The sequence below is a fragment of the Mycoplana sp. ABR4_002 genome (genome assembly GCF_056159645.1).
Window position 1 is genome coordinate 3,817,972 of record NZ_JBSWVO010000001.1, and the last position, 22,291, is coordinate 3,840,262.

The following is a 22,291-nucleotide window of genomic DNA, read 5'->3' on the forward strand; positions in this document are numbered from 1 at the left end:
GGCAAACTCGAGGATGTAAGCGCCATGGACCATTTGCCCTACCAAGACCGGATCAGCCTTGCCGACCGCATCGCGGACTCGGCGCTGTGGGTCGCGGCCGCCGTCCACGCGATCGCCGCCGTCACGTTCCTCCTCGTCCTGCTGGCGCTGTCACCGGCCGCAGCCCGGGAGCCTGTCTGCGGCGGCGAAAACCTGCTGTTGCAGATGCAGGCGAGCGACCCGGACGCCTTCGATCGGCTGGTAGAGACCGCACGGGCGACGCCGAATGGCGAGGGTATCTTCTGGAGGATCGAGAAGGCGGGCGTGCCGCCGTCCTTCCTGCTCGGCACCATGCACGTCACCGACCCGCGCGTGCTGGCCATGCCCGTTGGCGCGCGCGCCGCCTACGCGCATGCTGGCACCGTGGTGGTCGAATCCGACGAGATCGCCGACGAGCGCAAGGCCAGCGCCGCCCTGCTCGCGCGCCCGGACCTGACCATGTTCACCGACGGCCGCACCATCCCCGGGCTGCTTGGGGACGAGGACGCTGCCATCCTTGCCGAGGGTCTGAAGGCGCGCGGCCTGTCGCTGTCGGCGGTTTCACGCATGAAGCCGTGGATGATTGCAAGCTTCGTCGCGCTGCCGGCGTGCGAGATGGCGCGCAAGCAGGCCGGCGCCGCCTTCCTCGACCAGCGCCTGGCCAAGGACGCGCTCGCCGACGGCAAGGCCCTCAAGGGGCTGGAAACGCTGCTCGAACAAATCACGGCGATGGACGCTCTGCCGATCGAGCCGCAACTGGCGGGTCTCATTCAGACGGTCCAGCTCGGCGATGCCATCGAGGACGTGATCGAGACGATGAGCCAGCTGTATCTCGCCGGCGAGACCGGCATGATCATGCCCATGATGCGGGCGGCCGTGCCCGAAGGGGAGGGCGACGACGGCTATGCCGACTTCGAACGGCGGATCATCACCGACCGCAACCATCGCATGGCCGAGCGCGTCGCACCGATCCTGGACGGCGGCAATGCCTTCGTCGCCGTCGGCGCGCTTCACCTGCCCGGCCGAGAGGGTCTCGTCGAACTGCTGCGCAACGCCGGCTACGCGGTGAGCCGCGTCCACTGAAGGCCGCGCAGCAGCGCGGCCGTTCCCGTCACCTTCGAGCCAGGCACCCGGGCCAGCTGAAAAGCCACCCTTGCTCTGTCGCGCCTCTCGACCGTCCAGGCGCGCGCCGGCCGCTCACATGTGGATCGGCTTGAAGAAGGTCGCCAGCGCCGCTTCCTTGACGGCTTCGGACATCGTCGGGTGCGCGTGGCAGGTGCGGCCGAGATCTTCCGCGGAGCCGCCGAACTCCATCAGCACCGCGATCTCGTGGATCATTTCCCCGGCGCCGAAGCCGACGATGTGGCCGCCGAGCACGCGGTCCGTCTCCTTGTCCGACAGGATCTTCACAAACCCGTCGGTCGCCAGCATCGCGCGGGCGCGGCCGTTTGCCGTAAACGGGAACTTGCCAACCTTGTAGGCAACGCCGGCGGCCTTCAGTTCCTCCTCGGTCCGGCCGACGGAGGCGACCTCCGGCTGGGTGTAGACCACGCTGGGGATCACCTCGTAGTTCACGTGCCCGGCCTGGCCGGCGATGATTTCGGCCACGGCCACGCCTTCGTCCTCGGCCTTGTGCGCCAGCATCGGGCCGCGCACGACGTCGCCGATGGCATAGACGCCGGTGATGCTGGTCTGGAAATGGCCGTCGATCTCGATGAACCCGCGCTTGTCCATAACCACGCCCGCCTTGGCCAGACCGAGGCCTTCGGTATAGGGCCTGCGGCCGGTGGCGATCAGCACCACGTCGGCCTCGATCGTTTCCGCGTCGCCGCCATTCACCGGTTCGAACGTAACCTTTGCCCCCTTGCCGGTCTTCTCCACGCCGGTAACCTTGGCGCCGACCTTGATGTCCATGCCCTGCTTGGCGAGCATGCGCTGGAACTGCTTGGAGACATCGCCGTCCATGCCGCCGAGGATCGTGTCGAGATACTCGACCACCGTGACCTTCGCGCCGAGCCGCAGCCACACCGAACCAAGCTCGAGCCCGATCACGCCGCCGCCGACAACGACGAGGCTCTGCGGCACCTTGTCGAGCGCGAGCGCGCCGGTCGAGGAAACGATCACCTTCTCGTCGATGTCGACCGATACGCCCGGAATGCCGGCGACGTCCGATCCGGTGGCGATGACGATCGCCTTCGCCTCGAGGGTCTGTTCCTCGCCCTTGTCGCCGATGACGGCGACCTTGCCCTCTCCGAGCACCGTACCGCTGCCCTGGAAGGCGTCGATCTTGTTCTTCTTGAACAGGAAGGCGACGCCGTCGACATTCGACTTAACGGTCGCGTCCTTGTGGCCCATCATCTTTTCAAGGTTGAGTTTCGGCGCCACCCCCTCGATCCCGAGCGCGTCCATGCCATGGGCGGCGTGGTGGTACATCTCGGAGGCGTGCAGCAGCGCCTTGGACGGGATGCAGCCGATGTTGAGGCAGGTGCCGCCGTAGGTCGCGCGCTTCTCGACGACCGCGACCTTCAGGCCGAGTTGCGCCGCCTTGACGGCGCAGACGTAGCCGCCGGGTCCGGAACCGATAACAACGAGATCGTAAGCCATGATTGTCCTTCCTGGGCGCGGGGCTATCTGCCGCCGCTTACGTTGAGGGCGGCCCCGGTCACATAGGAGGCCGCGTCGGAGAGTAGATAGAGAATCGATTGCGCCACCTCGTCGGGCGTTCCGGGCCGCTGCATCGGGATATACGGCGCCATCTCGCGCGCCCGGTCCGGCAATCCGCCGGAGGCGTGGATGTCGGTGTCAATGATGCCCGGCCGCACCAGGTTGACGCGGATGCCCTCGGCCGCGACCTCGCGGGCCAGTCCGGTCGTGAAGCTCTCGATCGCGCCCTTGGTGGCGGCATAGTCGACATATTGGCCGGCGGCGCCGATCAGGGCGGCCATCGAGGAGAGGTTGACGATCGCCCCGCCGCGGCCGCCGTGGCGCGTCGACATGCGCCGCACCGCCTCCTGCGCGCAGCGGATCGACCCGATCACGTTGACGGCGAACATGCGGTCGAGACGTTCGGTACTGACCTCGTCGAGGCGCGCGGGCTGGCCAATGATGCCGGCATTGTTGACGAGCCCGTCCAGGCGCGAATAGGTCGCATCCAGTGCGGAAAAGATCGAGGCGAGGCCGAGCTCGGTGCCGACGTCGCCCTCGATGGCCACCGCCGAGCCGCCGGCGGCTCGGATGTCGTCCACGACCGCCTGGGCGGCGTCACCGTTCGACGCGTAGTTCACCGCGACCTGCCAGCCCGATCGGGCAGCCAGCCGGCAGACGCTGGCGCCGATGCCGCGGCTGCCCCCCGTCACCAGAAGGACCGGATGTTCCGTCATTGGCCACACTCCTTGAAGTCCAGCACGTCCCACGGGGCGACGGAAAGCTTTCCTGCTTCCCAGGCGCTGGAAAAGCGCAAGCTCGGGCCGATGCCCGCGAAAAGCAGCCGGTCTGCGGCGGCGTCCCCTTCGGCCGGGATCACCTCACCCGGCGTGCCGGTTGCGTCGATCGGATAGGCCACGCCCTGCCAGACGGTGCAGGCGGCGATCTCGGCGCCGGTCACATCGCCCTCGGGGCAGTTGTGCATGACCATGCCGATCGAGCGGGTGACCTCCTCGCCCATCATGATGTGACCGTCGAGCACGAGATCGCCCTTGACCGCCCGCATGCGGAAGCGGTGGGTGACCGCCGCCGCTTCGGAACCGACGGGCGAGAAGGCAAGTTCATAGGCGCCATCCCGGTCGGCATAGATCGCGTGCTCCTGCGTGCAGACCGCGGCAGGCACGGGGTTCGCCGCAAGGGCCGAAAGGACCGAGGCTGTCGGGAGGGCGCGGAGGTTCATGGGATCAGCCGGCCCGCTCCGTCGCCAGCCTGATGCCGAGGGCAATGAACACCACCCCGCTGGCGCGGTCGATCCACTGGCTGGCGCGCGAGAAGGCCGCCCGCATCCTCGGCGTCGTCATGAACAGCGACACCCCGACGAACCAGGCGATGAGGCAGGTCGCCATGACAAGGCCGTAGCCGAACTTGACCAGCATCGGCGTATGAGCGTCGACGACGGTCGAGAAGATCGACAGGAAGAAGAACACCGCCTTGGGGTTGAGCGCGTTCGCCATGAAGCCGAGGCCGAAGGCGCGAAAGGCCGTCTGGCGCTTCGTTCCGGCCGTGGCGGTCACGGCGCCGATCTCCGTCGGGCTGGCCCGCAGCGCCTTGACGCCGATATAGACGAGATAGGCGACGCCGCACCACTTGACGATGTTGAAGAGATAGATCGACTGGGAAATGATCAGTCCGAGCCCCAGGGTGGTATAGCTGACGTGGAACGTCAGCGAGGTGCCGATGCCGAGTGCGGTGATGATCGCCGCGCGGCGGCCATGCACGATCGACTGGCGCATGACCATGGCAAGGTCCGCGCCCGGAGAGACGATGGCGAAGGAAAAGATCGCCATCAGGGAGGCAAGCTCGATCAGATAGGTATGCATCTCAGGTCTCCGGTGCGCGTCGAACGAGCAGGGCGCGTCGGTTATAGCACGAGGGCGGCGAACATGAAGAAGAGCCCCGCGAGCGCGCCCAGCCATACCAGCGACCGGACGTAGGCGATGCCCGCGAGATAGAGTGGAAGATAGACGATGCGGCAGCCGAGCCAGAGCAGCGCGCCGCGATATCCCCAACCGGTCGGGTCGCCGGCGATGGCGAGGCCGAGCGCCAGGCCGACGAAGGCGGGGTAGGTTTCAAGCAGATTGGCAAGCGCACGCTCGGCCCGGCCGGTGACGATACCGACCGGCTTGCGCGTGCCGTCGCGCGGCCCGGCATTCCACGCGGCACCGACGTCCCGCGTGGACAGCAAGCCCTGGAGGGCGATTTGGAAGGCGAGCAGCGCCGCGCTCCACGCCACGAGGTGGACGAGGGACGATGCGGGGACAGCTGCCTCCATTGCGCCGCTCCTTAAAGGTCGAGAACCAGACGCTCCGGATCTTCCAGCGCTTCCTTGACCCGCACCAGGAAGGTCACGGCTTCCTTGCCGTCGACAATACGGTGGTCGTAGGACAGCGCCAGGTACATCATCGGGCGGATGACGATCTGGCCGCCGACCACGACCGGGCGCTCCTGGATCTTGTGCATGCCAAGGATGCCCGACTGCGGCGCGTTCAGGATCGGCGAGGACATCAGCGAACCGTAGACGCCACCGTTGGAGATGGTGAAAGTGCCACCCTGCATGTCGGCCATCGACAGTTCGCCGTCACGCGCCGCCTTGCCGAGCCGGCCGATTTCCTTCTCGATCTCGGCGATCGACATGCGGTCGGCGTCCCGTACCACCGGCACGACCAGGCCCTTGTCGGTGCCGACGGCAACGCCGATGTGGCAGTAGTTCTTGTAGATGATGTCGGTGCCGTCGATTTCGGCGTTGACCGCCGGAAGCTCCTTCAGCGCGTGGGTGACCGCCTTGGTGAAGAAGCCCATGAAGCCGAGCTTCACGCCGTGCTTCTTCTCGAACAGGTCCTTGTAGCGGGCGCGCAGGTCCATCACCGACTTCATGTCCACCTCGTTGTAGGTGGTCAGCATGGCGGCGGTGTTCTGCGCGTCCTTCAGGCGCTTGGCGATCGTCTGGCGCAGGCGCGTCATCTTCACCCGCTCCTCGCGCGGCGCGTCGGCATCCGACGACGGCGCGCGGGTCTGGATGTTGATCACCTCCGCCGAGGCGGCCGGTGCGCTGCTCTTGGCGACGGCGGCAATGACATCGCCCTTCAGCACCTGCCCGCGCTTGCCGGAGCCGTCGACCTGGGCGGCCGAGAGGTTGTTCTCGGCGAGCATCTTGGCGGCGGCCGGAGCCGGCGGCATGGACGAGGCGGCTGTGGCCGGTGCCGCGGCAGCAGCGGCCACCGGCTCGGCGGCCTTGGCCGCGGGTGCCGCAGCGGCAGCCGCCGCACCTTCGGAAATCTGGCCGAGCAGCGCGCCGAGGCCGACGGTCTCGCCGTTGGGGGCGACGATCTCCGAAAGGACGCCGGATGCCGGCGCCGGCACCTCGACCGTGACCTTGTCCGTTTCGAGCTCGACGATCGGTTCATCGGCCTTGACGGCGTCGCCGACCTTCTTGAACCAGGTGCCGACGGTGGCTTCGCTGACGGATTCGCCGAGGGTCGGGACGCGGATTTCAGTAGCCATTGTTCTAGTCCTGAAATGTTGAAAGGTTGAATTCTTGCGGTCTCCGGCCGTCACGGCCGGAGGATCAGGGATGGCATCGGCGCGACCTGGAACAGGAAGCCGATGTCGGCGAGGATGACCGGATCCGCCGCGGTGATGGCCACGGCGCTTTGCTCGTCCTCGACCTCGACCACGGCCATGCCCCAGGCGCCCTCGCCTTCGAAGACCGGACCGGCGGCGATTGCCGTTCCGGCCGCGGCCAGGCTGCGCCAGTAGTCGGCATGGCGGTTCATGGCCTCCATTTCCGACGGCGTCGCATCATGCGGAAAGCTCGGGCGCGGCGGCACTAGCCTCATGTGGAAATATGCCATCGCGCCCTCCTCCCTCAACCGCCGAGCGCATCCTCGAGGAACGCGGCCAGTTGCGCAAGATGCTTGGACATCAGGCCCGTGGCCGGCGAGGCCGCAGCCGGGCGGCCGGTGTAGCGCACCCGCTGGTGCTTGGCGTCGATATGGGCCAGCACCCACTCCAGATACGGGTCGATGAAGGACCAGGCGCCCATGTTCTTCGGCTCTTCCTGACACCAGACCATCTCCGCGTTACGGAATCGCGACAGCTCGTTGATCAGCGCCTTGGCCGGGAACGGATAGAGCTGTTCGAGGCGCAGCAGATAGACGTCGTCGATGCCGCGCTTCTCGCGCTCCTCGAGCAGGTCGTAGTAGACCTTGCCCGAGCACATGACGACGCGGCGGATCTTCGCATCCTTCTGCAGCTTGATCGGACCGTCCTTGATGACCTCGGCGTCGTCCCACAGCAAGCGGTGGAACGAGCTCTCGCCGGCGAGTTCCGACAGGCTCGAGACGGCCCGCTTGTGGCGCAGCAGCGACTTCGGCGTCATCAGGATCAGCGGCTTGCGGAAGTCGCGCTTGATCTGGCGGCGCAGGATATGGAAGTAGTTCGCCGGCGTGGTGACGTTGGCGACCTGCATGTTGTCTTCGGCGCACAGCTGCAGGAAGCGCTCCAGTCTAGCGGAGGAGTGCTCCGGCCCCTGTCCCTCGTAGCCGTGCGGCAACAGGCAGACGAGGCCGGACATGCGCAGCCATTTGCGCTCGCCCGACGAGACGAACTGGTCGAACACCACCTGGGCGCCGTTGGCGAAGTCGCCGAACTGCGCCTCCCACAGCGTCAGAGCGTTCGGCCGCGCCAACGAGTAGCCGTATTCGAAGCCGAGCACAGCCTCTTCCGACAGCATGGAGTTGATCACCTCGTAGCGGCCCTGGTTCGGCGACAGGTTGGTGAGCGGGATGTAGCGAGCCTCGGTCTCCTGGTCGTAGAGCACCGAATGGCGCTGGGAGAAGGTGCCGCGCTCGCTGTCCTGACCGGACAGGCGGACCTTCGTTCCCTCGACGCAGAGCGTGCCGAACGCGAGCGCCTCGCCCATGGCCCAGTCGAGCCCCTCGCCGCTCTCGATCATCTGGGCGCGGTTATCCATGAAGCGCTGGATGGTACGGTGCGCGTGGAAGCCTTCCGGAACCGTGGACAGCTTGCGCCCGATCTCCTTCAGCTGCTTCATCGGCACCGAGGTGCGGCCGCGGCGCTGCTCGTCGGCATTGTCCGCCGTCCGCAGCCCCGACCAGACGCCGTCGAGCCAGTCCGCCTTGTTGGGTTTGTAGGAGTGCCCCGCCTCGAACTCCTGCTCGAGGTTGGCGCGCCAATCGGCCCGCAGCTTCTCGACTTCGCCCTCGGTCATCAGGCCCTCGGCGATCAGCCGCTCCGAATAGAGCTGCACGACCGTCTTGTGGGTGCGGATCGCCTTGTACATCTTCGGCTGCGTGAACGCCGGCTCGTCGCCTTCGTTGTGGCCGAAGCGGCGGTAGCAGAACATGTCGATCACGACCGGCTTGTGGAACTTCATCCGGTATTCGGTCGCGATCTTGGCGGCGTAGACGACCGCCTCCGGGTCGTCGCCGTTGACGTGGAAGATCGGCGCCTCGATCATCTTGGCCACGTCGGACGGATAGGGCGACGAGCGCGAGAAGGCCGGGTTGGTGGTGAAGCCGATCTGGTTGTTGATGATAAAGTGGACGGTGCCGCCGACGCGGTAGCCGCGCAGGCCGGACAGTCCGAGGATCTCGGCCACCACGCCCTGACCCGCGAACGCGGCGTCGCCGTGGATCAGCAGCGGCATGACCTTGACGCGTTCGCGCAGCGGCACGATGTCGCCCTCGTGCACCGCCGCGATCTGGTCCTGCTTGGCGCGGGCCTTGCCCATCACCACCGGATTGACGATCTCGAGATGCGAGGGGTTCGCCGTCAGCGACAGGTGCACCTTGTTGTTGTCGAATTCGCGGTCCGAGGACGCGCCGAGGTGGTACTTCACGTCGCCCGAGCCTTCGACGTCGTCCGGAGCGTAGGAGCCGCCCTTGAACTCGTGGAAGATCGCCCGGTGCGGCTTGGCCATCACCTGCGACAGCACGTTCAGGCGGCCGCGGTGAGCCATGCCAAGGACGATTTCCTTCAGGCCGAGCTGGCCGCCGCGCTTGATGATCTGCTCCAGCGCCGGGATCAGCGATTCACCGCCGTCGATGCCAAAACGCTTCGTGCCCTTGTATTTGACGTCGATGAACTGCTCGAAGCCTTCCGACTCGATGAGCTTCTGCAGGATCGCCCGCTTGCCCTCCGGCGTGAACTCGACGCCCTTGTCCGGCCCTTCGATGCGCGCCTGGATCCAGGCCTTCACCTCGGGATCGGAGATGTGCATGAACTCGACGCCGAGGGTCGAGCAATAGGTGCGCTTGAGGATCTCGAGCATCTCGGGGATGGTCGCGTATTCCAGCCCCAGCACGTTGTCGAGGAAGATCCGGCGATCGTAGTCCGTCTCCTCGAAGCCGTAGGATTTCGGCGACAGCTCGTCGTAGTCCTCGACCGGATCGGCAAGGCCCAGCGGATCGAGCGTGGCGTGCAGATGGCCGCGCATGCGGTAGGCGCGGATCATCATGATAGCGCGGACGGAATCGCGCGTCGCCTGCTCGACCTCGCTGGCGCTGACAGCCGCGCCGGTCTGTGCCGCGGCCGCCTCGGCCTTGGCCTTGATCTTCTTTTCGACGACCTTCTCGACCGTGCTCCAGTCGCCGTCGAGCGCCGAGACAAGCTCGCCGTTGGCGGCGATCGGCCAGTTCGGCTTTTTCCACGAGGCGCCCTTGGCAGCCTTCTGGATGTCCGCGGGCTTGTCGCCCAACTCCTTGAAGAAGCCCTGCCATTCCGGCGACACCGACGAGGGGTCCTGCTCGAAACGGGCGTAGAGCTGCTCGATGTAGCTGGCGTTGGCGCCGTCGAGGAACGACGTCACCAGAAACTGTTCGTTGGCCTCTTGTCTTGCCATGGTCGCTCGCGGGCGGCGCCCGCCTCCTGACTTAGAATCCGTCCCCCGATGAAGCGTTCGGGAGAAACGCCCGCCCGGTACCCGCGGGACGCGGTCCGGGCGAAGACGGTGGTGCGGCCGGTCCGCGACCGGCCGCACGTCGTGTGCCGCCTCAGCCCTTCAGGACCTCGACGAGCGTCTTGCCGAGACGTGCCGGCGACGGCGAGACGCGGATGCCGGCCGATTCCATCGCGGCGATCTTGTCTTCCGCCCCGCCCTTGCCGCCGGAAATGACGGCGCCGGCATGCCCCATGGTGCGGCCGGGAGGTGCGGTACGTCCGGCGATGAAGCCTACCATCGGCTTCTTGCGGCCGCGCTTGGCCTCGTCCTTGAGGAACTGGGCGGCGTCCTCCTCGGCCGAACCGCCGATCTCGCCGATCATGATGATCGACTTGGTGGCCTCGTCGGCCAGGAACAGCTCGAGCACGTCAATGAACTCGGTGCCCTTGACCGGGTCGCCGCCGATGCCGACGGCGGTGGTCTGGCCGAGGCCCTCGTTCGTGGTCTGGAACACGGCTTCATAGGTGAGCGTGCCGGAGCGCGACAGGACGCCGACCGAGCCCTTCTTGAAGATGTTGCCCGGCATGATGCCGATCTTGCATTCTTCCGGCGTCAGCACGCCCGGGCAGTTGGGGCCGATCAGGCGCGACTTGGACTTGATCAGCCGGGCCTTGACCTTGACCATGTCCTCGACCGGGATGCCTTCGGTGATGCAGACGATCAGCGGGATCTCGGCGTCGATCGCCTCGATGATCGCCGCCGCGGCGCCCGCCGGCGGGACGTAGATGACCGAGGCATCGGCGCCGGTCACTTCCTTGCCCTCGGCCACCGTCGCGAAGATCGGCAGACTCTCGCCCTTGGCGCCGGTCCAGGTCTCGCCGCCCTTCTTCGGATGAATGCCGCCGACCATCTGCGTGCCGTAGTAGGCGAGCGCCTGCTCGGTGTGGAAGGTGCCGGTCTTGCCGGTCAGGCCCTGGACCAGAACCTTGGTGTTCTTGTTGACGAGGATCGACATGGATCTCAGGCTCCCTTCACGGCTGCAACGATTTTCTGGGCGGCATCGTCCAGATCATCGGCGGAGATGACGTTGAGGCCCGATTCATTAATGATCTTCTTGCCGAGCTCGACATTGGTGCCCTCGAGGCGGACGACCAGCGGAACCTTCAGGCCGACTTCCTTGACGGCCGCAATAACGCCTTCGGCGATGACGTCGCACTTCATGATGCCGCCGAAGATGTTGACCAAAATACCCTTCACGGCCGGGTCGGCGGTGATGATCTTGAAGGCGTGCGTCACCTTCTCCTTCGAGGCGCCGCCGCCGACGTCGAGGAAGTTGGCGGGCTCGGCGCCGTAGAGCTTGATGATATCCATCGTCGCCATGGCCAGGCCGGCGCCGTTGACCATGCAGCCGATGTTGCCGTCGAGCGCGACATAGGCGAGGTCGTACTTGGAGGCCTCGATTTCCTTCTCGTCCTCCTCGGTCGTGTCGCGCAGGGCGACGACGTCCTCGTGGCGGAACAAAGCGTTGCCGTCAAAGGAGACCTTGGCGTCGAGGACGCGCATGCGGCCATTCGTCATGACGATCAGCGGGTTGACCTCGAGCAGGCTCATGTCCTTCTCGACAAAGGCCGTGAAGAGGACCGGGAACAGCTTCTCGGCGTCGGCCTTGGCCTCGCCCTCGAGCTTCAGCGCCGCGGCGAGCGTAGCAATGTTGTCGGCGGTGACGCCCGTCTCCGGGTCGATCGCGACGGTGACGATCTTTTCCGGCGTGTCGTGGGCGACGGTCTCGATGTCCATGCCGCCCTCGGTCGAGACGACGAAGGCCACCTGGCCGACCGTGCGGTCGACGAGGATCGACAGATAGAGTTCGCGGTCGATGTCGGCGCCGTCCTCGATGTAGAGCCGGTTGACCTGCTTGCCGCCCTCGCCGGTCTGCTTCGTCACCAGCGTGTTGCCGAGCATTTCCCTGGCGTTGGCGACAACCTCGTCGATCGACCTGGCCAGCCGCACGCCGCCCTTGGCGTCGGGGCCGAGTTCCTTGAACTTGCCCTTGCCGCGGCCGCCCGCATGGATCTGGCTCTTGACCACGTAGAGCGGGCCCGGCAGCTGCTTGGCGGCGGCCTCCGCCTCGTCGGCGGAGAAGATGGCCACACCCTCGGCGACCGGCGCGCCATAGCTCTTCAGCAGGGCCTTGGCCTGATACTCATGAATATTCATGGAAAGTTCCTCTCAGATGGCGCAAGTGGATTACTTCAGCGCCGGAGCGATGTTGATGCAGGCCTCGCAAAGGCCGGCGACCGCGCCGACCGACTTATCGAAGGCTTCCTTCTCGCTCTTGTTCAGGTCGATCTCGATGACGCGCTCGACGCCGCCGGCGCCGATGACGACCGGCACGCCGACATACATGTCCTTCACGCCGTACTGGCCCGAAAGATAGGAGGCGCAGGGCAGGACGCGCTTCTTGTCCTTGAGGTAGGACTCGGCCATTTCGATCGCCGAGGCCGCCGGGGCATAGTAGGCCGAGCCGGTCTTGAGCAGGCTGACGATCTCCGCGCCGCCATCGCGGGTGCGCTGGATGATCTGTTCGAGGCGCTCCTGCGTGCACCAGCCCATCTTGACGAGGTCGGTCAGCGGGATGCCGGCAATGGTGGAGTAGCGGGCGAGCGGCACCATCGTGTCGCCGTGGCCGCCGAGCACGAAGGCGGTGACGTCCTGGACCGAAACGCTGAACTCCTCGGACAGGAACAGGCGGAAGCGGGCGCTGTCGAGGACGCCGGCCATGCCGACGACCATGTTCTTCGGCAGACCGGAGAACTTCTGCAGCGCCCAGACCATCGCGTCGAGCGGATTGGTGATGCAGATGACGAAGGCGTTGGGCGCATATTTCTTGATACCGGCGCCGACCTGCTCCATCACCTTCAGGTTGATGCCGAGAAGATCGTCGCGGCTCATGCCCGGCTTGCGGGCGACGCCGGCCGTCACGATGCAGACGTCGGCGCCCTCGATCGCCGCATAGTCGCTGGCGCCGGTGAGCGAGGCGTTGAAGCCTTCGACCGGCGAGGACTGGGCGATGTCGAGACCCTTGCCCTGCGGAATGCCGTCGGCAATGTCGAACAGAACGATGTCGCCCAGTTCCTTCAGGCCGGCGAGATGCGCCAGCGTGCCACCGATCATCCCAGAACCAATAAGTGCGATCTTCTTGCGCGCCATGAAAGTGCTTCCTTTGCGATCCAACTTAGAAAGGCTGGCGCCACTACGCCCAACCGTCCGGCGAAAGGCATTAACGCCCAATCGCTGAAATATCAACCCATACTTTTGGTGCGAGGTATTTCAATCGGTTAGATCAAAAATATCTTACGTAAAGGTAAGAATTATCGTTGTGAAACCGTCACAATCCGGCGGTCCGCACACGGTGGTTCTCGGCATATTCCTTGCTTCGGATCTCGATCAGGCGCGAAACCGTGCGGTCGAACTCGAAGCCTTCCGTGCCCTTGCGCGCGACCAGCAACCGTTCGGGCGCGGCCGCGGCGGAGGCGAACAGGCGCGCACCGTGGTCGTAGATCGTGTCGACAAGGTTGATGAAGCGCTTGGTCTCGTTGCGCTTGTCCGGGCCGAGTTGCGGGATGTGGTCGACGAAAATCGTGTCGTAGCGTTCGAGGATTGCCAGAAAGTCGGCGGCGCCAAGCGGCCGTTCGCACAGGTCCGCGAAGCTGAAGCGCGCCGCCCGGCCCGCCGCCGCCGGAACGACGATCTCGCGGCCGCGAAAACCGATCGTGTCGGGCCCAGTCATGCGACCTGCGGTCTCGCGCTGCCAGGCGCGGTCCATCGCCTCATCCGCCTCCGCGCCGAAGGGAAAGCGGAAGACCGGCAGCCCCTCGTCCTTTTCCAGCCGATAGTCGGTCTCCGATTCCAGCGCGACGACGTCGACGTGACGCTTCAGGAGCGAGACGAAGGGCAGGAACAGCCCCCGGTTCAGCCCGTCCATGTAGAGGTTGTCCGGCTCGACGTTCGAGGTCGCCACCAGAATGCAGCCGCGCGCGAACAGCTCGCCGAACAGCCGCGACAGGATCATCGCATCGGCGATGTCGGTCACCGAGAACTCGTCGAAGCAGAGCAGCCGCGCCTCCTCGATCAGGCTTTCGGCCACCGGCGGCACCGGATCGGCCTGCTTCGTTTCTCCGTTCTTCAGTTTCTGGCGGTGCTTGTGGATGCGGTCGTGCACATCGGCCATGAATTCATGGAAATGCGCCCTGCGCTTGCGCTTGATCGGGACCAGGGAGAAAAACAGGTCCATCAGCATGGTCTTGCCACGCCCGACGCCGCCATGGATGTAGAGCCCGCGCGGCACGGCGGACATCTCCGGCTTGCGCGCCGCAAACAGCCATCCGAGCGCACTGGACTTGCGCGCCGGCCGCTGCACCTGGATTGCTTCCAGTAGGGCGTCGAAGCGCAGCGCCATCGCCGCTTGCAATGGATCGGGCTGCAGTTCGCCCGCCGCCACCATTGCCTTCAGCCTGTCGGTGACGCCGTGCTCGGGGTAGGCGGAAACGTTGTCCCAATCCTGCTTCATGGGCACCGCAACCGTTCTCCGTGGTGAATTTTGCGTTGAGCGTCAGCGCGACAGGCTGAGCGGTTGACCACCGGAGGTCGAGCCGTCGAAGCGGGAATCGCCGGTCCGGTTGAGCCGGGCGATCGCATTGCCGCTGCGGTCCTTCAGGATCACCTGGTTCCCGGCCACTTCCCAGGAGCCCATCTGCGTCAACTCGCCGGCGCAGCCGCGCGTGCCGCCGCGCGAGCCGGAGCCCAGATTGGTCAGCGTCAGGAACATGTCGCAGGAGGTCGGGCCGTTGGAGACCTTCCAGTTGCCGACCATGGCCTCCTTCTTCACCTCGAGGCCGCCGGTCGCAGGGGCGCCCGCGCCCGCGCCGGCATCGGGCATTGCCATTGCCGTGTCGGTGGTCGGAGCGGCGGGAAACTGCGAGGTGCTGGTCGTCGGGTCCGGCAGTTGGCCGGCCTGGACCGTACCGACCGGCTGGGCCTGCAGCGGCGCCAGGACGGGCCGCGTGTCGACGCCGCTCATCGAGGTCCGCTGGCACCCGGCCAGCGCGAGCGCCATCATCAATCCGCCAGCCACATGAATAGTCCGCATGTCGTAACTCCTGCCGTTCGCCGGATGCCATGAATACGTAGCAATCATGGCCGCATTAGCGTGAAACGCCAATCCAAATCAAGAGTTGCCGCAGCGGTTCGACCGGATCCGCCGCCCGCCATGCCCGCCCGCGCGCCGTCTCGCGAGCGCTGCGGCCTTTGCCGGACATGACGACGCCAGGCCTCGGCCCGGCATCGGTGGTCGCGCGGTTGCTGCCCTCAGACTCGCCGCTCGACCAGCATCTTCTTGATCTCGCCGATCGCCTTGGCCGGGTTGAGTCCCTTCGGGCAGGCCTGGGCGCAGTTCATGATCGTATGGCAACGATAGAGGCGGAACGGATCCTCCAGGTTGTCCAACCGTTCGCCGGTCGCCTCATCGCGGCTGTCGATCAGCCAGCGGTAGGCCTGCAGCAGCACGGCCGGGCCGAGATAGCGGTCGCCGTTCCACCAGTAGCTCGGACAGGAGGTCGAGCAGCAGGCGCACAGGATGCACTCGTAGAGCCCGTCGAGCTTCTGGCGGTCCTCATGGCTCTGCAGCCATTCCTTCGCCGGCGTCGGCGAAACCGTCTTCAGCCACGGCTCGATCGAGCGGTGCTGGGCGTAGAAATGCGTCAGGTCCGGCACCAGGTCCTTGACCACCGGCATGTGCGGCAGCGGATAGACCTTGATCGTGCCGCTCACCTCGTCCATGCCCTTGGTGCAGGCGAGGGTATTGGTGCCGTCGATGTTCATCGCGCACGAGCCGCAGATGCCCTCGCGGCAGGAGCGCCGGAGCGTCAGGGTCGGGTCGATCTTGTTCTTGATGTAGAGCAGTGCATCGAGCACCATCGGGCCGCAGTCGTCGACGTCGATGTAGAAGGTGTCGATCGACGGGTTCCTGCCGTCGTCCGGGCTCCAGCGGTAGACGCGGAACTCGCGGGTATTGGTGGCGCCGTCCGGCTTCGGCCAGACCTTGCCTTCGGTAACCTGCGAGTTCTTGGGGAGAGCGAGTTCAACCATGTCCAGCGTTCCTCGGGATCAGTAGACGCGGGCCTTCGGCGCGATCTTCTTGGGATCGATGCCGTCGGCGATGAGGTCGGTATGGACCGGGCGATAGTCGAGCTTCACGTCGCCGGCGTCGTTCACCCAGGCAAGCGTGTGCTTGCGCCAGTTGACGTCGTCGCGGCCGCCGAGCGGCCCGTCCTTGTAGTCCTCGCGGGCATGGGCACCACGGCTTTCCTTGCGGGCCTCGGCCCCGACGACCGTGGTGATGGCGTTGGCCATCAGGTTTTCCAGTTCCAGCGTCTCGACCAGATCCGAATTCCAGATCAACGAGCGGTCGGTGACCTTGATGTCGGCCATCTCGCCCCAGATCTGCTTCATGCGGGCGCAACCGCTTTCCAGCGATTCCTGCGTGCGGAACACGGCCGCGTCCTCCTGCATGGTGCGCTGCATCCGGTCGCGCAGGACCGCCGTCGGCGTGCCGCCATTGGCGTGGCGCAGCTTGTCGAAGCGCGCCATGATCCGGTCGCAGGCCGCCGTGTCGAGTGCCGGGATCGGCTCGGCGCGATCGATCACCTCGCCCGCGCGGATCGCAGCGGCCCGGCCGAACACCACGAGGTCGATCAGCGAGTTGGAGCCGAGGCGGTTGGCGCCGTGGACGGAGGCGCAACCGGCTTCGCCGACGGCCATGAGGCCGGGCGCAAGCCGCTCCGGATTGGCAGCGTCGGCATTGAGCACCTCACCCCAGTAGTTGGTCGGAATGCCACCCATGTTGTAGTGCACGGTCGGCAGGACCGGGATCGGCTCGCGCGTGACGTCGACGCCGGCAAAGATCTTGGCGCTCTCGGAGATGCCCGGCAGGCGCTCCTGCAGCACGGCCGGATCAAGATGGTCGAGATGCAGGTAGATGTGGTCGCCGTTCTTGCCGACGCCGCGCCCCTCGCGGATTTCCAGCGTCATGCAGCGCGACACCACGTCGCGCGAGGCGAGATCCTTGGCCGACGGCGCATAGCGCTCCATGAAGCGCTCGCCCTGGGAATTGACGAGATAACCGCCCTCGCCACGCGCCCCTTCGGTGATCAGGCAGCCCGAGCCGTAGATGCCGGTCGGATGGAACTGGACGAACTCCATGTCCTGCAGCGGCAGGCCGGCGCGGGCGATCATGCCGCCGCCGTCGCCGGTGCAGGTGTGGGCCGAGGTCGCGGAGAAGTAGGCGCGGCCGTAGCCGCCGGTTGCCAGCACCACCATTTTGGCGGAGAAGCGGTGGATCGTGCCGTCGTCGAGGTTCCAGGCGACGACGCCGGTGCAGCGGCCGTCGGCCGACATGATCAGGTCGATGGCGAAGTATTCGACGAAGAACTCGGCGTTGTTGCGCAGTGACTGGCCATAGAGCGTGTGCAGGATGGCGTGACCGGTGCGGTCGGCAACCGCACAGGTACGCTGCACCGGCGGCCCCTCGCCGTAGTTCTGCATGTGTCCCCCGAACGGGCGCTGGTAGATCTTGCCTTCCTCGTTGCGCGAGAACGGCACGCCGTAATGCTCCAGCTCGTAGACCGCCTTCGGCGCCTCCATCGCCAGGTACTGCATGGCGTCGACGTCGCCGAGCCAGTCCGAGCCCTTGACCGTGTCGTAGAGATGCCACTGCCAGCTATCGGGCGTCATGTTCTGCAGCGAAGCGGCGATGCCGCCCTGGGCGGCCACCGTATGCGAGCGCGTCGGGAAGACCTTGGTGATGCACGCGGTCTTCAGGCCCTGTTCGGCCATTCCGAGGGTTGCGCGCAGACCGGCGCCACCGGCGCCAACGACGACCACGTCAAAGGCATGATCGACATACTGGTACGCTTTGCCGTTCATCGCCGGCGAGGAGTTCGGTGCCATGGTGAATTATCCCGCGAAAGCGATCTTCAGGACGGCGAACAGACAGAGGCCGCCGACAAGAGCCGCAAAGAAGGTATTGAGGATCAGAAGGACGATCTTGATGCCCTCGGCGTGGACGTAGTCCTCGATGATGACCTGCATGCCGAGCTTCATGTGGAAGATGCCGGAGACCACCACCAGCCCCATCACCACCGCCACCACCGGGTGCGACAGCGCGGCCCGGACTTCGGCATAGGGGGCGCCGGCGTAGCAGAGCAGGAATCCGACGAAGAACAGCAGCAGCGGCACGTTGGCGACCGCCGTCAGCCGCTGGCGCCAGAAGTGCTCCGTCCCGTCGCGGGCCGAACCGAGACCGCGGACGCGGCCGAGGGGTGTACGCATGTCCATTGTCTGTCTCCCTCAGCGCACGAGCAGGGCGATGGCCCAGACCAGCACCGTCAGCGTCAGCGACGCGACCAGGGTGGCCTTGGCGATCTTGGTGGCGAAATGCTTCTCATAGCCGTGACCCAGGTCCCACATGAAGTGACGAAGCCCGCCGAGCATGTGATGGAACAGCGCCCAGGTGTAGCCGAGCAGGATCAGCGTGCCGATCCAGGTCCCGAAAAACCAGCTGGCCCAGTTGAACTGGGCCTCGCCGGTGGCCGCGGCAATCAGCCACCATGCGACGAGCACCGTGCCGAAATAAAGCGCGCCGCCCGTGATGCGGTGTACAATCGACATCACCATCGTCGGGATCGGCTTGTAGATTTGGAGATGCGGCGAGAGTGGCCGGCTTTTTGTGACATTCGTCATCAGAACCCTCACGGAAATCCCGGAGAACGGCCCCGATAACTGGACGATTTTACTCCGGAATTGCACTTTGTTGCTGCGCAATGCAATGATTGCGACGTTTAATCACCGAAATGCGGAACCACAAGTATCCTTAAGTCTCAAAATCGATTTAATCGATTAATCCGAAAGGACGATACTGAGGCCCCTCCGCAGCCGTTAACCAATCTTAACGAATGTTACCGAATCGTTAACCAAATCCGTGACTCCGCCGCCGGAATGAGCGAGATTGTAAGGACTCGTTAAGCGTAACCCGGAGGCGAAACAGAATGAGTCTGTTTTCCAGAGCCTGCATGATCGCAATCGCGCTCGCCGCCATCGCCCTGCCGCTTGCATCGGCGCCGCAAGTGGAAGCGCGTGACCGCCATGAGGGCGGCAGCCGCAACCGCGACCGCAACTTCAATTCCACCAGGAGCGACATCACCGGCGGCAACATGCCCTGGCGGACCAACTTGCGCCGAGGCCAGCACAACTCCGCGCGCCACGACGGCGACCGTGATCGCAACCGCGGCGGTCAGCGCGGCAACGACTTCAACTTCACCAGTGGCGACATCACCGGCGGCAACATCAACGACCGCCGCTGGCGGCGCAACAATGGCTGGCGCAACGACTGGCGGTTCGACAGGAACTGGCGCGCCGACCGCAACGACTGGGGGCGCGACTGGAACGGGCCCGTGCGCAACTGGGGCGCGAACTCGCTGGGACCGGACTGGAACTATCGCGGGCGCCCGTACTACGCCGGGCCTTCGCGCCCCTACTATGCCGGACCGGCCTATCCCTACTATCGCGGCCAGTCCGAGGCGCGCGACAACATCTACAACAACTTCTACGGCGGTGCCATCTCCGCCTATGACGATCCCGGCAACGGCGTCTACTTCTACTACGACGAATACGGCGACGGCGGCGGACGGTCCCCGTCCTTCGCCGCGCAGCCGGCGCCCCAGGCCAAGGTGATCTCCATATCGCCACAGACCGAAAACGCCGCCTGCAGTTGGGAGCAGGGCGTCTGCGTCATCCGACCCTAGCGTGACGCGCGCAACCGGCATGGCACGCCCGGACCGTTCCTGAGCAGGAAAGTCCGGGCGGTCGCGGTCGCGGCTACCGTTCGAACTCCTCGCGCAGCATTTCCAGTTCGAGCCACTCCTCCTCCATGCGGTGAAGGTCGGCGCGAAGCGCTTCCAGTTCTCCCGCCAGCCGGTTGAAGCTGGCCGGATCCTTGGCAAACAGCGTCGGGTCGGCCATCCTTTCCTCGCGTTTGGCGAGTTCGGCCTGAACCTTGTCGATCTCCCCGGGCAAGGTCTCGAGCGCGAACTTCTGCTTGTAGGAGAGCTTGCCCCGGCCCTTGTCGGCCGGCTTCTCGGCGGGCGCGCTGTCGGCCGCCTTCGTCCGTTCCGCCTTCTCCACGCGGCGGCGCTCTTCGGCCGCGCCGCGACGCTGCGCCATCATGTCGGTATAGCCGCCGGCATATTCGATCCAGCGGCCGTCCGGCGCCGCGGGGTCGGCGGGGGCGATCGTCGAGGTGACCGTGCGGTCGAGGAAGTCGCGGTCGTGGCTGACGAGGATCACCGTGCCGGGAAAGCCGGCGACGATCTCCTGCAGCAGGTCGAGCGTCTCGATGTCGAGGTCGTTGGTCGGCTCGTCGAGGATCAGCAGGTTGGTCGGACGCGAGAGGATGCGTGCCAGCATCAGCCGCGCCCGCTCGCCGCCCGAGAGATTGCGGATCGGCGTGCGCGCCTGCTCGGGCTGGAACAGGAACTCCTTCATGTAGCCGGTGACATGGCGCTGCTCGCCGTTGACGAGCAGGGTCTCGCCGCGGCCGTCGGTGAGGTAATGCGCCAGCGTGTCGTCCGGGTTGAGGTCCTCGCGGCGCTGGTCGAGGGTGGCGATTTCAAGGTTCGTGCCGAGCCGGACGGCGCCGGCGTCGGGCGCGAGCTGGCCGGTCAGGATCTTCAGCAGCGTCGTCTTGCCCGCGCCGTTCGGCCCGACAAGGCCGATGCAGTCGCCGCGATGGACCCGCAGCGAGAACGGAGCGACGATGGTGCGCTCGCCATAGCGCTTGCTGACCTTGTCGGCTTCGATCACCAGCTTGCCCGATTCCTGGGCATCGGATGCCGTCGCTTGCACCGTGCCCTGCGGCCCCTTGTGACCGCGATGGCGCGCCCGCATGTCCTGCAACTCGCCGAGCCGGCGCATGTTGCGCTTGCGCCGGGCCGTCACGCCATAGCGCAGCCAGTGTTCCTCGCGCTCGATCGCCTTGCCGAGCTTGTGCTGCTCCAGTTCCTCCGCTTCCAGCACCTGGTCGCGCCAGGCCTCGAAATGGGCAAATCCGCGGTCGAGCCGACGCGAAGCGCCGCGGTCGAGCCAGACGGTGGCATTGGAGACCTTCTCGAGGAAGCGGCGGTCGTGCGAGATGACGACCAGCGCCGATCGGCTCTTGACCAGTTCCTCCTCCAGCCATTCGATCGTCGGCAGGTCGAGATGGTTGGTCGGCTCGTCGAGAAGCAGGATGTCGGGCTCCGGCGCCAGCACGCGGGCGAGCGCCGCGCGGCGAGCCTCGCCCCCCGACAGCGTCGTCGGATCCTCTTCGCCGGTCAGCCCGAGATGGGAAAGAAGGTAGGCGACGCGATAGGGGTCGTCACCCGGGCCGAGCCCGGCTTCGGTATAGGCGGACACCGTGGCATAGCCCTCGAAGTCGGGCGCCTGCTCGAGATAGCGGATGGTGGCGGACGGATGGCGGAAAATCGCCCCGGACTGCGGCTCGACCATGCCGGCAGCGATCTTGAGCAGCGTCGACTTGCCCGAGCCGTTGCGGCCGACAAGGCAGATGCGGTCGCCCGGCTCCACCTGGAGGTTCGCGCCGGCGAGCAGCGGCGTGCCGCCGAAGCTCAGGAACGTGTCGTCGAGTTTGAGGATGGGCGGTGCCAACGGTCAGGCTCCTGAATGATCATAGGGCCGGGCCAGCATGACGGCGCGGCCGGAGGCGAGGGTGAGGGTGACGGGGCCGAGGGCCACGTTGGAGACGGTGCGCGAGGAGCCGAACGGCACCTCGAACCCTTCAAGCGGATAGCGCACATTCGCGATCGACAGGCCGGAAAGTGCGGTCAGCCCGAGGACGGAAAAGAGACTGCCCGGCGGCAGGTCGATGGTGGCGCTCCCGGCCTGCAGCGGCCAGGCCTCCTCCGCTCCCGAGGTGAGGACGACGTCCAGGCCGTTCTCCTTCAGCGCCATGGCATGCAACAGGTGCATGAGCGCGTGGTCGCTGCGCTCGCCGCCCAGCCCCCCGGCGAGGATGAGCCTGCGCGCACCACGTTGCAGAGCGGCCGAAACGGCGATCTCGCCATCGGTGGCGTTCTTGGCGGCCGGATAGGGTTCGCGCGGGACATGCGCCCAGGTCTCGAACTCTTCCGCCGAACTGGAGTCGAAGTCGCCGACCCAGACCTCGGGCGTCAGGCCGAGCATCGCCGCGTGGCGTATTCCGCCGTCGGCGGCGATGCAGCGGGCACCGGCGATCGCCGCCAGGAACCGTGGCGTCGGTTCGAGGGTTCCCCCGAGCAGGACAAGAAAGGAATGGTCGGCGCCGGTGTTGGTCATGGGTGCACCGTCTAACGCATGTCTTGGGGGAATGGAAACGGCTTTCGCTGCGAACGGCCGGTGGCGCAAGACGCTTGCAAGCATCGCGCTGCCGGATTAATGCTTGCCCTGCTCTAACGGGGTGCCTTGGATCGCGCGATCCGCCGAAGGCTGAGAGGCTATGCCAACCCGCGGAACCTGATCCGGTTTGTACCGGCGGAGGGATTAGACGGCACATCCAGCGCCCTATTCCCCTTCATGGAT

General features: G+C 66.0%; 21 protein-coding genes and 1 riboswitch. Of the genes, 2 read left to right on the forward strand and 19 right to left on the reverse strand.

Annotated elements, in window-relative coordinates:
* Positions 1-24 precede the first annotated feature (24 nt).
* A complete protein-coding gene (locus tag ACXAGF_RS18210) occupies positions 25-1,101 on the forward strand; it encodes a TraB/GumN family protein (protein ID WP_475018784.1) in 1,077 nt (358 codons plus the stop codon).
* A 114-nt stretch (positions 1,102-1,215) separates the two neighbouring features.
* Here the strand turns inward: ACXAGF_RS18210 and lpdA are convergent, their stop codons facing one another.
* From lpdA to sdhC, 17 genes are all read right to left on the reverse strand, one after another.
* A complete protein-coding gene (lpdA, locus tag ACXAGF_RS18215; RefSeq protein ID WP_475018785.1) occupies positions 1,216-2,622 on the reverse strand; it encodes a dihydrolipoyl dehydrogenase in 1,407 nt (468 codons plus the stop codon).
* 23 nt (positions 2,623-2,645) lie between these two features.
* Positions 2,646-3,398 (reverse strand): SDR family oxidoreductase, encoded by a 753-nt coding sequence (locus ACXAGF_RS18220; protein ID WP_475018786.1) that lies wholly within the window; start codon positions 3,396-3,398, stop codon positions 2,646-2,648.
* Positions 3,395-3,901, reverse strand: a complete 507-nt coding sequence (locus ACXAGF_RS18225; protein WP_475018787.1) for a hypothetical protein — start codon at positions 3,899-3,901, stop codon at positions 3,395-3,397. The genes ACXAGF_RS18220 and ACXAGF_RS18225 overlap by 4 nt, the downstream gene beginning before the upstream one ends.
* Positions 3,902-3,905: 4 nt before the next feature.
* Complete coding sequence (locus ACXAGF_RS18230; protein ID WP_475018788.1) at positions 3,906-4,541, reverse strand: LysE family transporter; 636 nt, start codon at positions 4,539-4,541, stop codon at positions 3,906-3,908.
* 41 nt (positions 4,542-4,582) lie between these two features.
* Positions 4,583-4,993 carry an MAPEG family protein gene (locus tag ACXAGF_RS18235; protein ID WP_475018789.1) on the reverse strand — a complete coding sequence of 137 codons (411 nt, stop codon included), beginning with the start codon at positions 4,991-4,993 and terminating at the stop codon, positions 4,583-4,585.
* 11 nt (positions 4,994-5,004) lie between these two features.
* The gene (gene odhB / locus ACXAGF_RS18240; RefSeq protein ID WP_475018790.1) at positions 5,005-6,222 is read right to left on the reverse strand and encodes a 2-oxoglutarate dehydrogenase complex dihydrolipoyllysine-residue succinyltransferase; all 1,218 of its coding nucleotides are present in this window, start codon (positions 6,220-6,222) and stop codon (positions 5,005-5,007) included.
* A 50-nt stretch (positions 6,223-6,272) separates the two neighbouring features.
* Positions 6,273-6,572 carry a YciI family protein gene (locus ACXAGF_RS18245; RefSeq protein ID WP_475018791.1) on the reverse strand — a complete coding sequence of 100 codons (300 nt, stop codon included), beginning with the start codon at positions 6,570-6,572 and terminating at the stop codon, positions 6,273-6,275.
* Positions 6,573-6,586: 14 nt separating this feature from the next.
* On the reverse strand, positions 6,587-9,583 hold the full coding sequence (locus ACXAGF_RS18250) for a 2-oxoglutarate dehydrogenase E1 component (protein WP_475018792.1): 2,997 nt from the start codon (positions 9,581-9,583) through the stop codon (positions 6,587-6,589).
* Between the two features lie 151 nt (positions 9,584-9,734).
* Positions 9,735-10,637, reverse strand: coding sequence for a succinate--CoA ligase subunit alpha (gene sucD, locus ACXAGF_RS18255; protein ID WP_475018793.1), 903 nt, complete (start codon positions 10,635-10,637; stop codon positions 9,735-9,737).
* Positions 10,638-10,642: 5 nt separating this feature from the next.
* Positions 10,643-11,839 carry an ADP-forming succinate--CoA ligase subunit beta gene (sucC, locus tag ACXAGF_RS18260; protein WP_475018794.1) on the reverse strand — a complete coding sequence of 399 codons (1,197 nt, stop codon included), beginning with the start codon at positions 11,837-11,839 and terminating at the stop codon, positions 10,643-10,645.
* A 30-nt stretch (positions 11,840-11,869) separates the two neighbouring features.
* Complete coding sequence (mdh, locus tag ACXAGF_RS18265; RefSeq protein WP_475018795.1) at positions 11,870-12,832, reverse strand: malate dehydrogenase; 963 nt, start codon at positions 12,830-12,832, stop codon at positions 11,870-11,872.
* A 178-nt stretch (positions 12,833-13,010) separates the two neighbouring features.
* Positions 13,011-14,192, reverse strand: a complete 1,182-nt coding sequence (gene zapE / locus ACXAGF_RS18270) for a cell division protein ZapE (protein ID WP_475019339.1) — start codon at positions 14,190-14,192, stop codon at positions 13,011-13,013.
* Positions 14,193-14,234: 42 nt separating this feature from the next.
* Positions 14,235-14,771 carry a protease inhibitor Inh/omp19 family protein gene (locus ACXAGF_RS18275; protein WP_475018796.1) on the reverse strand — a complete coding sequence of 179 codons (537 nt, stop codon included), beginning with the start codon at positions 14,769-14,771 and terminating at the stop codon, positions 14,235-14,237.
* Between the two features lie 218 nt (positions 14,772-14,989).
* Entirely contained in the window at positions 14,990-15,769 is a 780-nt protein-coding gene (locus ACXAGF_RS18280) for a succinate dehydrogenase iron-sulfur subunit (protein WP_475018797.1), read from the reverse strand.
* Positions 15,770-15,787: 18 nt separating this feature from the next.
* On the reverse strand, positions 15,788-17,629 hold the full coding sequence (sdhA, locus tag ACXAGF_RS18285; protein WP_475018798.1) for a succinate dehydrogenase flavoprotein subunit: 1,842 nt from the start codon (positions 17,627-17,629) through the stop codon (positions 15,788-15,790).
* Positions 17,630-17,635: 6 nt separating this feature from the next.
* Positions 17,636-18,016, reverse strand: a complete 381-nt coding sequence (gene sdhD / locus ACXAGF_RS18290) for a succinate dehydrogenase, hydrophobic membrane anchor protein (protein ID WP_475018799.1) — start codon at positions 18,014-18,016, stop codon at positions 17,636-17,638.
* 12 nt (positions 18,017-18,028) lie between these two features.
* Entirely contained in the window at positions 18,029-18,421 is a 393-nt protein-coding gene (sdhC, locus tag ACXAGF_RS18295) for a succinate dehydrogenase, cytochrome b556 subunit (protein ID WP_475018800.1), read from the reverse strand.
* 305 nt (positions 18,422-18,726) lie between these two features.
* Here sdhC and ACXAGF_RS18300 point away from each other — a divergent pair, with 305 nt between their 5' ends.
* Positions 18,727-19,482 (forward strand): hypothetical protein, encoded by a 756-nt coding sequence (locus ACXAGF_RS18300; RefSeq protein ID WP_475018801.1) that lies wholly within the window; start codon positions 18,727-18,729, stop codon positions 19,480-19,482.
* 73 nt (positions 19,483-19,555) lie between these two features.
* On the opposite strand, the gene ACXAGF_RS18305 is transcribed toward ACXAGF_RS18300, so the two are convergent.
* The gene (locus ACXAGF_RS18305; RefSeq protein ID WP_475018802.1) at positions 19,556-21,382 is read right to left on the reverse strand and encodes an ABC-F family ATP-binding cassette domain-containing protein; all 1,827 of its coding nucleotides are present in this window, start codon (positions 21,380-21,382) and stop codon (positions 19,556-19,558) included.
* Between the two features lie 3 nt (positions 21,383-21,385).
* Positions 21,386-22,048 carry a thiamine diphosphokinase gene (locus tag ACXAGF_RS18310; RefSeq protein WP_475018803.1) on the reverse strand — a complete coding sequence of 221 codons (663 nt, stop codon included), beginning with the start codon at positions 22,046-22,048 and terminating at the stop codon, positions 21,386-21,388.
* Positions 22,049-22,155: 107 nt separating this feature from the next.
* Positions 22,156-22,269, forward strand: a riboswitch (TPP riboswitch).
* Positions 22,270-22,291: the final 22 nt, after the last annotated feature.

What these genes read in the sequence shown, in the direction of transcription:
- ACXAGF_RS18300 (WP_475018801.1), top strand. Translation starts at nt 18,727, where the DNA reads ATGAGTCTGTTTTCCAGAGCCTGCATGATCGCAATCGCGCTCGCCGCC.
- ACXAGF_RS18280 (WP_475018797.1), bottom strand. Translation starts at nt 15,769, where the DNA reads ATGGTTGAACTCGCTCTCCCCAAGAACTCGCAGGTTACCGAAGGCAAG.
- ACXAGF_RS18275 (WP_475018796.1), bottom strand. Translation starts at nt 14,771, where the DNA reads ATGCGGACTATTCATGTGGCTGGCGGATTGATGATGGCGCTCGCGCTG.
- ACXAGF_RS18225 (WP_475018787.1), bottom strand. Translation starts at nt 3,901, where the DNA reads ATGAACCTCCGCGCCCTCCCGACAGCCTCGGTCCTTTCGGCCCTTGCG.
- ACXAGF_RS18250 (WP_475018792.1), bottom strand. Translation starts at nt 9,583, where the DNA reads ATGGCAAGACAAGAGGCCAACGAACAGTTTCTGGTGACGTCGTTCCTC.
- sdhD (WP_475018799.1), bottom strand. Translation starts at nt 18,016, where the DNA reads ATGGACATGCGTACACCCCTCGGCCGCGTCCGCGGTCTCGGTTCGGCC.
- ACXAGF_RS18230 (WP_475018788.1), bottom strand. Translation starts at nt 4,541, where the DNA reads ATGCATACCTATCTGATCGAGCTTGCCTCCCTGATGGCGATCTTTTCC.
- mdh (WP_475018795.1), bottom strand. Translation starts at nt 12,832, where the DNA reads ATGGCGCGCAAGAAGATCGCACTTATTGGTTCTGGGATGATCGGTGGC.
- lpdA (WP_475018785.1), bottom strand. Translation starts at nt 2,622, where the DNA reads ATGGCTTACGATCTCGTTGTTATCGGTTCCGGACCCGGCGGCTACGTC.
- ACXAGF_RS18210 (WP_475018784.1), top strand. Translation starts at nt 25, where the DNA reads ATGGACCATTTGCCCTACCAAGACCGGATCAGCCTTGCCGACCGCATC.
- sdhC (WP_475018800.1), bottom strand. Translation starts at nt 18,421, where the DNA reads ATGACGAATGTCACAAAAAGCCGGCCACTCTCGCCGCATCTCCAAATC.
- sucC (WP_475018794.1), bottom strand. Translation starts at nt 11,839, where the DNA reads ATGAATATTCATGAGTATCAGGCCAAGGCCCTGCTGAAGAGCTATGGC.
- ACXAGF_RS18310 (WP_475018803.1), bottom strand. Translation starts at nt 22,048, where the DNA reads ATGACCAACACCGGCGCCGACCATTCCTTTCTTGTCCTGCTCGGGGGA.
- odhB (WP_475018790.1), bottom strand. Translation starts at nt 6,222, where the DNA reads ATGGCTACTGAAATCCGCGTCCCGACCCTCGGCGAATCCGTCAGCGAA.
- ACXAGF_RS18245 (WP_475018791.1), bottom strand. Translation starts at nt 6,572, where the DNA reads ATGGCATATTTCCACATGAGGCTAGTGCCGCCGCGCCCGAGCTTTCCG.
- ACXAGF_RS18235 (WP_475018789.1), bottom strand. Translation starts at nt 4,993, where the DNA reads ATGGAGGCAGCTGTCCCCGCATCGTCCCTCGTCCACCTCGTGGCGTGG.
- ACXAGF_RS18220 (WP_475018786.1), bottom strand. Translation starts at nt 3,398, where the DNA reads ATGACGGAACATCCGGTCCTTCTGGTGACGGGGGGCAGCCGCGGCATC.
- zapE (WP_475019339.1), bottom strand. Translation starts at nt 14,192, where the DNA reads ATGAAGCAGGATTGGGACAACGTTTCCGCCTACCCCGAGCACGGCGTC.
- sdhA (WP_475018798.1), bottom strand. Translation starts at nt 17,629, where the DNA reads ATGGCACCGAACTCCTCGCCGGCGATGAACGGCAAAGCGTACCAGTAT.
- sucD (WP_475018793.1), bottom strand. Translation starts at nt 10,637, where the DNA reads ATGTCGATCCTCGTCAACAAGAACACCAAGGTTCTGGTCCAGGGCCTG.